The following is an 8,348-nucleotide window of genomic DNA, read 5'->3' on the forward strand; positions in this document are numbered from 1 at the left end:
CGCTGACCTCCTGCATGCCATGCAGGCGCTCTCCCAGCTGAGCTATAGCCCCAGATTTCTAGCCTCGCGGCCCAGCGACATCGTTGATATCGCTTGTGTGAAACTGGCGTCCCCTAGGGGACTCGAACCCCTGTTACCGCCGTGAAAGGGCGGTGTCCTAGGCCACTAGACGAAGGGGACGAACCTTCTACCTCAAGACCCGGTTGCTGGACCCGGTCTTCTTCGCAACCCGAAGGCTGCGAAGCGGAATTTGGTGGAGCTAAGCGGGATCGAACCGCTGACCTCCTGCATGCCATGCAGGCGCTCTCCCAGCTGAGCTATAGCCCCACAATGTCGCTTTGAACTTGATCCGCTTGGCTGGGTGCTTCGCGTTTCGTTTCGTTCATCGCTGTGGACGGGGCGCATATTAAGATCGGATCGCCGACCTGTCAAACATATTTTCGAAAATATTTGAAAATTTTTTCCCAGATAACAAACACTTACCGGGATGGCGGGAGGAAACGCCCTGTTTACGGGGCTTTTCCTCCTGCCGAGCGCAGCATTACCGAACAGCAGCCTGGATCAGGCGATGCTGCCCAGCAGCTTTTCCCACTCCTTGTTTTCTTTCTTCGACACGCCACCGAGCAGGTCGAGGGCCTGACGCAGACGGAAACGAGTCAGGTCCGGCCCAAGGATTTCCATCGCGTCGAGCACCGACACCGAGCTGGCCTGGCCGGTGATGGCGGCGAACATCAGCGGCATGGCATCACGCAGCTTCAGTTCCAGCGCCTCGACCACGGCCTGGATGGTGCCGGTGATACGATCCTTCTCCCACTGACGCAGGCTCTCGAGTTTCCACAGGATCAGCTGCAGCACCTGACGCACCTGGTCCGGCGACAGCTTCTTGTGCTCGAACAGCTTCGCATCGAGCTTGAGGCCGCCCTCGAAGAAGAACCCGCCCAGCGGCGCGACCTGGCTGAAGGTCTCTACCCTGCCCTGCACGTGCGGGGCGATCTTCATCATGTAGTCGCGGTTGAACGCCCAGGTCTGCAGGCGCGTGGCGAATTCTTCCACCGGCAGATCGCGCAGCCACTGGCCGTTGAGCCAGGACAGCTTCTCGATATCGAAGATCGGCCCGCCCAGGGACACACGCGACAGGTCGAAGTGCTCGACCATCTCGTCCAGCGAGAACTTCTCGCGCTCGTCGGGCATCGACCAGCCCATGCGGCCCAGGTAGTTGAGCATCGCCTCGGGCATGAAGCCCATGCGCTCGTAGAAGGTCACCGAGGTCGGGTTCTTGCGCTTGGACAGCTTGCTCTTGTCCGGGTTGCGCAGCAGCGGCATATAGCACAGCTGCGGCTGTTCCCAGCCGAAGTACTCGTACAGCTTGATCAGCTTGGGCGCCGAGGGCAGCCACTCTTCGCCACGCAGCACGTGGGTGATGCCCATCAGGTGGTCGTCGACCACGTTGGCCAGGAAGTAGGTCGGCAGGCCGTCGGTCTTCATCAGCACCTGCATGTCCATGCGGTCCCACGGAATCTCGACGTCGCCGCGCAACATGTCAGGCACCACGCAGACGCCTTCGCTCGGCACCTTCATGCGGATCACATGCGGCTCGCCAGCGGCCAGGCGGCGCTGTACCTCATCAGCGCTCAGCAGCAGCGCACGGCCGTCGTAGCGTGGGGTCTCGCCGCGGGCCATCTGCTCGGCGCGCATCTGGTCGAGCTCCTCGGCGGTGCAGAAGCAGTAGAAGGCGTGGCCTGCATCGACCAGTTCCTTGGCGTAGCGGGCATAGATATCGCCGCGCTCGCTCTGCCGGTAGGGGCCATGCGGGCCGCCGACGTCCGGACCTTCGCTCCACTCGATGCCGAGCCAGCGCAGGGCATCGAAGATCTGCTGTTCCGACTCGCGGGTCGAACGCAACTGATCGGTGTCTTCGATCCGCAGGATGAACTCACCGCCGTGCTGCTTGGCGAAGCAGTAGTTGAACAGGGCGATGTAGGCGGTGCCAACATGGGGGTCGCCGGTTGGCGATGGCGCGATGCGCGTGCGAACGGTGGTCATGGACGGTCTCGAACTAGTGCTGAAACAAAGGCGCGATGTTAACAGGGAGCAGGCGCCGGGCTCCAGCAATGGCGCGAGCGATCCGCACGGGCACCGCTGACGCCTGCCCCCTGCCCCTATCCCGCGATGAGCCGCTCGCGCAGCTTGCCGATCTCGTCGCGCAGTTGCGCCGCGGCCTCGAACTCCAGGTCGCGCGCGAACTGGAACATCTTGTCCTCAAGCTGCTTGATCCGCTTGGTGATCTCGCCGGGCGAGCGCAGCTCGGCTTCGTAGGCCGCAGCCTCCTCCGCGGCCTTGGCCATGCCCTTGCGTTTCTTGCTGCGCGCCCCCGGCACCGTGGCGCCCTCGAGAATGTCGGTGATGTCCTTGACCACGCCCTTGGGCACGATGCCATTGGCTTCGTTGAAGGCGATCTGCTTTTCGCGGCGCCGCTCGGTCTCGTCGATGGCCCGCTGCATCGAGCCGGTCATCTGGTCGGCGTACAGGATCGCCCGGCCATTGAGGTTACGCGCCGCACGGCCGATGGTCTGGATCAGCGAGCGCTCCGAGCGCAGGAAGCCCTCCTTGTCGGCATCGAGAATGGCCACCAGCGATACCTCGGGCATGTCCAGGCCTTCGCGCAGCAGGTTGATGCCCACCAGCACATCGAAGGTGCCCAGGCGCAGGTCGCGGATGATCTCGACCCTCTCGACCGTGTCGATATCCGAGTGCAGGTAACGCACCCGCACATCGTGGTCGGCCAGGTAGTCGGTGAGGTCTTCCGACATGCGCTTGGTCAGCGTGGTCACCAGCACACGCTCTTCGAGGGCCACACGCTTGCGGATCTCCGAGAGCAGGTCGTCGACCTGGGTCAGCGCCGGGCGGATCTCGATCTGCGGGTCGACCAGGCCGGTGGGCCGCACCACCTGCTCGATCACCCGGCCGGCATGCTCGGCCTCGTAGGGCCCCGGGGTTGCCGAGACAAAGATGGTCTGCGGGCTGACGCCCTCCCACTCGTCGAAGCGCATGGGCCGGTTGTCCAGCGCCGAGGGCAGGCGGAAACCGTACTCCACCAGGGTTTCCTTGCGCGAACGGTCGCCTTTGTACATCGCCCCCACCTGGGGAACGCTGACGTGGGACTCGTCGATCACCAGTAGCGCATCGGCCGGCAGGTAGTCGTAGAGCGTGGGCGGCGCCGCGCCTGACGGCCGCCCGGACAGGTAGCGCGAGTAGTTCTCGATGCCGTTGCAATAGCCCAGCTCGAGAATCATCTCGAGGTCGAAGCGGGTCCGCTGCTCCAGCCGCTGGGCTTCGACCAGCTTGTTGCCCTGATGCAGGTACTCCAGGCGGTCCTTGAGCTCGACCTTGATGCCTTCCACCGCGTCGAGCAGCGTCTCGCGGGGCGTCACGTAGTGGCTCTTGGGGTAGAAGGTGAAGCGCGGAAGCTTGCGGATCACCTCCCCGGTCAACGGGTCGAAGGCCGCGATGTTCTCCACCTCGTCGTCGAACAACTCGATGCGGATGGCCTCCAGGTCCGATTCGGCCGGGAATACATCGATCACGTCGCCGCGCACACGGAACGTGGCCCGGGCAAAGTCCATCTCGTTGCGGGTGTACTGCAGGTCGGCCAGGCGCCGCAACAAGGCGCGCTGGTCGAGCTTGTCGCCGCGATCCACGTGCAGCACCATCTTCAGGTACGTCTCGGGACTGCCCAGGCCATAGATGCATGACACCGTGGTGACGATGATCGCATCGCGCCGCTCGAGCAGCGCCTTGGTCGCCGACAGCCGCATCTGCTCGATGTGGTCGTTGATCGACGCGTCCTTCTCGATGAAGGTGTCGGACGACGGCACGTAGGCTTCGGGCTGGTAGTAGTCGTAGTAGGAAACGAAATACTCGACCGCGTTGTTCGGGAAAAACGCCTTGAATTCGCCGTAGAGCTGCGCGGCCAGGGTCTTGTTGGGCGCCAGCACCAGGGTCGGGCGCTGGACCTGGGCGATGACGTTGGCGATGCTGAACGTCTTGCCCGAACCGGTCACCCCCAGGAGCGTCTGGTGCGAGAGCCCCGCCTCGATGCCTTCGACCATCTGGCGAATCGCCTCGGGCTGGTCGCCGGCCGGCTGGAAACGGGTGACGAGCTGGAACTCGGACATGAGGACCTCGGTGCTGAGCCCGACGAATCAGGCACTGTAAATTTAGCCAGTAGTCTATACCCAAACAGAAGCTGCCGGCGGGCATTCCTAGTTATGGACCGGTCAATGGAGTCAACGGTCGAAAAATATTACCCCTAACGGCAGGAAAAGCTGCGCCAGAGTGTCGCAGTGACCGTCGGGTATCACTATACTGACTCCCCGTTTGTGCACCGCTTCAGTGCATCCGGCTGGAGCGTGCAATTCCTATCACACTCCAATCAGAGCCAAGGTAACAATGAGCCTGTTTTCCGCTGTCGAGCTGGCACCCCGCGACCCTATCCTGGGCCTCAACGAAGCATTCAACGCCGATCCCCGTACCGACAAGGTCAACCTGGGCGTGGGCGTCTATTGCAACGAGGAAGGGCGTATCCCGCTGCTGCGCGCAGTGATCGAAGCCGAAACCCAGCGCGCTGCCCAGCACGCATCCCGTGGCTACCTGCCGATCGACGGCATCGCCGCCTATGACCAGGCCGTGCAAAAGCTGCTGTTCGGCGCCGAGTCGCCGCTGCTGGCCGCGGGCCGCGTGGTCACCACCCAGGCGGTGGGTGGCACCGGCGCCCTGAAGATCGGCGCCGATTTCCTCAAGCAGCTCTCGCCGGATGCCGTGGTCGCGATCAGCGACCCGAGCTGGGAAAACCACCGCGCACTGTTCGAGACCGCCGGCTTCCCGGTCCGCAACTACCGCTACTACGACGCGCCAACCAATGACGTCAACCGCGCCGGCATGCTCGAAGACCTCCAGGCACTGCCTGCCGGCTCGATCATCGTCCTGCACGCCTGCTGTCACAACCCGACGGGTGTCGACCTGAGCCTGGACGACTGGAAAAACGTCCTTGAAGTGGTCAAGGCCAAGGGCCACGTACCGTTCCTCGACATGGCCTACCAGGGCTTCGGCGACGGCATCGCCGAAGACGCCTTCGCGGTACGCCTGTTCGCGGAGTCGGGCCTGAGCTTCTTTGTTTCCAGCTCGTTCTCCAAGTCGTTCTCGCTGTACGGCGAGCGCGTGGGCGCGCTGTCGATCGTCACCCAGTCCAAGGATGAGAGCGCCCGTGTCCTCTCCCAGGTCAAGCGCGTGATCCGCACCACCTACTCCAACCCGCCAACCCACGGCGCCAGCATCGTGGCGGCCGTTCTCAACAGCCAGGAGCTGCGCGAGATGTGGGAAGCCGAGCTGGGCGAGATGCGTGGCCGTATCCACGGCATGCGCAAGCAGATGGTCCAGCTGCTGGCCGAGTATGGCGCCAAGCGCGATTTCGGCTTCGTTGGCCGCCAGCGCGGGATGTTCTCGTACTCGGGGCTGAGCGTTGAGCAGGTCGCTCGTCTGAAAAACGAGTTCGGGATCTACGCCCTGGACACCGGCCGCATCTGCGTCGCGACCCTCAACCAGAGCAATATCCACGGCGTGACCAAGGCGATCGTCGAGGTGCTGTAAGCTGAAACTGCCAAGGGGAGGCTTGACTTCCCCTTAGCAATCAGTAAGATACGGCACAGATTCCGCGATAGCTCAGTCGGTAGAGCAAATGACTGTTAATCATTGGGTCCCTGGTTCGAGTCCAGGTCGCGGAGCCAAACATTGAAAAGCCCCCAGATGCGCAAGCACTGGGGGCTTTTTCGTTTCAGGCCCACATTACCGACAGTCAGGCCTGCCCCAGGGGAAAGAATGCCCCGCCGCTCCACACACCCAGCCACTGTTCGCCATTGATCTGCCGCGAAACCGCCAGCTCGACAAGCTGGTAGAAAACGTTGCGGTGAATCAAGGCCTCCAGGTTGCCCCGCATCAGCACGTAAGGCGCCGGCTCCTGGGTCTGCGGGTCGATGTGAACCCGCAGAGGGTTCGCGGGACCGGCATCGACCTGATCCTCGACATTGCTGGTGAAGCGCAGCACCTGCTGCTCCGCGCTGCCGAGCACCTCCAGGGTCACCGCGAGAAAAGGCGCATCATCGACCTTGATCCCCACCTTCTCGACCGGCGTGACCAGGAAGTAACGATCTTCTTCGCGCCGGATGATGGTGGAGAACAACCGCACCATCGGCTTGCGCCCGATTGGCGTGCCCTGGTAGTACCAGGTGCCATCACGTGCGATGCGCATGTCGATGTCGCCACAGAACGCCGGGTTCCACAGGTGCACCGGTGGCAGGCCCTTGCCCGCCGCCGGGATCTGCCCCAGCAGATCACTGGCCTTGCCGGTATCGGTCATCACCCTCTCCTTCTAGCGGCTCATGCCCAAAAGACTACGAGCGTAATCGCGCAGGGGTGGACCAAGCAAATCTTCCGGGCGGTTGTCATGGAACGTCAGCAAACCGCCGCGGCTCTTGATGCGCGCGGTATCGATCAGGTAACGGGTGCTGGTCTCGATGAGCATTATCTGGACCACGCCGGTATCGACACCGAGGCGATCGACCGCCTGTTCGTCATACCACTCGTCACCGGTGCCAATACGGTCATCGGTACGCGCATAGCGCGTGTAAAGCACGTAGTGGGCGCCCACGGAACGGGCCTCGGCCAGCGCTTCCTCCAGGCCCAGCGGGGCCTCGGCACGGCGCACCAGCGGGAAGTATTCGACAAAGCCCTTGAAGGCTTCCTCGGCGACCACGTTCGGCCGCGGATAGGCGCCCTTGCCCGGTGGCACGAAGGCCCCTTGGCCGATGAAGATGAACGAGTCGGGCTGCAGGCGCACCGACAGGGTCCGGCGGGTATCGCTGTGATCGAGCAGACCGGCGTCGCTCATGTGATAGCGGACCCCCTCCCCCATGTCACTGACATTCATGCAGCCGCCCAGCGCCATCAGCGCCAGCAGCAAGAACAGGCTACGCATCCTTCCTCCACAAGCCGGCGACGAAAAACCGGCGATCAGCCCGGCCATGCAGCTTTTACGCCAGGTCAGAACCCGGCAAGCCGCCGCTGTCAGGTGGAGGGTTCGGGATCACGCTTGCGCTTGTTGCCCATGCGCACGCCGATGTCCATGAGGAACTGGAAGAAGCCTTCCTGATCCTCCAGCACATTGCTCCAGAACGGCGAGTGATACAGGGCGACGGCGCCATGCACCAAGGCCCAGGCCGCGCAATAGTGGAAATAGGGTGGCACGTCCTCGAGCTTGCCTTCGCTGATCCGTCCCTTGATCAGTAGGGTCAGGCGCTCGAAGTTGGAGGCGCGGATGCTGTGCAGCTCTTCGACCATCTCCGGCACCTGGTTGCCCTTGACGACCTTTTCTTCAAGGCGGTCGAACAACCGGTAGCGCTGGGGATCGCGCATGCGGAACTCGAAGTAGGCACGCGACAGGGCTTCCTTGTTGCTGTCGACGTCGGCCGAGTGCAGGAGTTCGTTCAAGTCCCGCTCGTAGTCGAGCATCAGGCGCAGGTAGATCTCCGCCTTGGACTTGAAATGCTTGTAGATCGTGCCTTTGCCGATGCCCACGGCGTCGGCGATCATCTCGACCGTGACGCTGTCTTCACCCTGTTCAAGGAACAGTTTGAGGGCCGTGTCGAGGATCTCTTGCTCACGACGGCGGAACTCACGGACCTTACGAGTTTCTTTCTGCATAAGAGGGACTGGATGAAAATCGAAGCGAATGATTATGCCTAACTTGCAGGAAATTGCACGGATCTTCCGCCCACGGCTGTGTTTCATGATGCGTTTTGGCTGCAAACAAGCGCCGCATCCCGCATTTACAGGCCCGTCATGCACTGAGGGCTGCAGCAAGCGGTGACGTATTCCAAAACTGTTTAAAAAACGACCAGCCGTCGGTGGCGCCGTCTCGATATTGACCAATACTTCAGATGTTGGCGCGGGACATCCCCCCATGTCGCCCGCCGATGAAGGTGCCCACGGACCGCGCACCTTTGTTTTACTCCTAATGGTCTTGACCCGGATTCACCCCCCAGAACCCGGGTTTTTTTTGCCCGGTGTTTCCCTCTCCTCGTATACCTGAGTATCTGCGCGCTATTCCCTCGATGACTACGCATATCCGATAGCGGTCTGGCCCTCACGAGGGGCGGGTGCCAGACTTGCGCTCGCTTGCAGGCCGGCCTTGTCGGGCTGCGTTTTCGCAGACAGCGTGAACAGGAGGGCAGTCCCATGGACCCCGATCCCCATTGGCGCCATAGCGCGCCTGAACCCGTCCGGCATTCACTTCT

General features: G+C 62.5%; 6 protein-coding genes and 3 tRNA genes. 2 read left to right on the top strand and 7 right to left on the bottom strand.

Going from position 1 to position 8,348, the window contains the following annotated elements; translation table 11 throughout:
• Positions 1-104 precede the first annotated feature (104 nt).
• From VJS90_RS20740 to uvrB, 4 genes are all read right to left on the bottom strand, one after another.
• A tRNA-Glu gene (locus tag VJS90_RS20740) sits at positions 105-180 on the bottom strand.
• A gap of 71 nt (positions 181-251) precedes the next feature.
• Positions 252-327, bottom strand: a tRNA-Ala gene (locus VJS90_RS20745).
• Between the two features lie 234 nt (positions 328-561).
• The gene (gltX, locus tag VJS90_RS20750) at positions 562-2,043 is read right to left on the bottom strand and encodes a glutamate--tRNA ligase (protein WP_324123503.1); all 1,482 of its coding nucleotides are present in this window, start codon (positions 2,041-2,043) and stop codon (positions 562-564) included.
• Between the two features lie 116 nt (positions 2,044-2,159).
• On the bottom strand, positions 2,160-4,175 hold the full coding sequence (uvrB, locus tag VJS90_RS20755) for an excinuclease ABC subunit UvrB (RefSeq protein ID WP_324123504.1): 2,016 nt from the start codon (positions 4,173-4,175) through the stop codon (positions 2,160-2,162).
• Positions 4,176-4,449: 274 nt separating this feature from the next.
• Between uvrB and VJS90_RS20760 the strand changes: the two genes are divergently transcribed.
• Both VJS90_RS20760 and VJS90_RS20765 read left to right on the top strand, forming a co-directional pair.
• A complete protein-coding gene (locus tag VJS90_RS20760) occupies positions 4,450-5,646 on the top strand; it encodes an amino acid aminotransferase (RefSeq protein WP_324123505.1) in 1,197 nt (398 codons plus the stop codon).
• Positions 5,647-5,707: 61 nt separating this feature from the next.
• Positions 5,708-5,783: transfer RNA gene (locus tag VJS90_RS20765), tRNA-Asn, on the top strand.
• Between the two features lie 68 nt (positions 5,784-5,851).
• On the opposite strand, the gene VJS90_RS20770 is transcribed toward VJS90_RS20765, so the two are convergent.
• The 3 genes from VJS90_RS20770 to VJS90_RS20780 all read right to left on the bottom strand — a co-directional run bounded on the left by VJS90_RS20770 (position 5,852) and on the right by VJS90_RS20780 (position 7,755).
• Positions 5,852-6,412 carry a DUF1285 domain-containing protein gene (locus VJS90_RS20770; RefSeq protein ID WP_324123506.1) on the bottom strand — a complete coding sequence of 187 codons (561 nt, stop codon included), beginning with the start codon at positions 6,410-6,412 and terminating at the stop codon, positions 5,852-5,854.
• A gap of 12 nt (positions 6,413-6,424) precedes the next feature.
• Complete coding sequence (locus tag VJS90_RS20775) at positions 6,425-7,030, bottom strand: DUF4823 domain-containing protein (RefSeq protein ID WP_324123507.1); 606 nt, start codon at positions 7,028-7,030, stop codon at positions 6,425-6,427.
• 89 nt (positions 7,031-7,119) lie between these two features.
• Positions 7,120-7,755, bottom strand: a complete 636-nt coding sequence (locus VJS90_RS20780; RefSeq protein WP_324123508.1) for a TetR/AcrR family transcriptional regulator — start codon at positions 7,753-7,755, stop codon at positions 7,120-7,122.
• Positions 7,756-8,348: the final 593 nt, after the last annotated feature.

It is taken from the genome of Pseudomonas sp. (assembly GCF_035277045.1).
GTDB lineage: Bacteria > Pseudomonadota > Gammaproteobacteria > Pseudomonadales > Pseudomonadaceae > Aquipseudomonas.

Coding starts and splice junctions, on each gene's coding strand:
- gltX (WP_324123503.1), bottom strand. CDS start 2,043: ATGACCACCGTTCGCACGCGCATCGCGCCATCGCCAACCGGCGACCCC.
- uvrB (WP_324123504.1), bottom strand. CDS start 4,175: ATGTCCGAGTTCCAGCTCGTCACCCGTTTCCAGCCGGCCGGCGACCAG.
- VJS90_RS20760 (WP_324123505.1), top strand. CDS start 4,450: ATGAGCCTGTTTTCCGCTGTCGAGCTGGCACCCCGCGACCCTATCCTG.
- VJS90_RS20770 (WP_324123506.1), bottom strand. CDS start 6,412: ATGACCGATACCGGCAAGGCCAGTGATCTGCTGGGGCAGATCCCGGCG.
- VJS90_RS20775 (WP_324123507.1), bottom strand. CDS start 7,030: ATGCGTAGCCTGTTCTTGCTGCTGGCGCTGATGGCGCTGGGCGGCTGC.
- VJS90_RS20780 (WP_324123508.1), bottom strand. CDS start 7,755: ATGCAGAAAGAAACTCGTAAGGTCCGTGAGTTCCGCCGTCGTGAGCAA.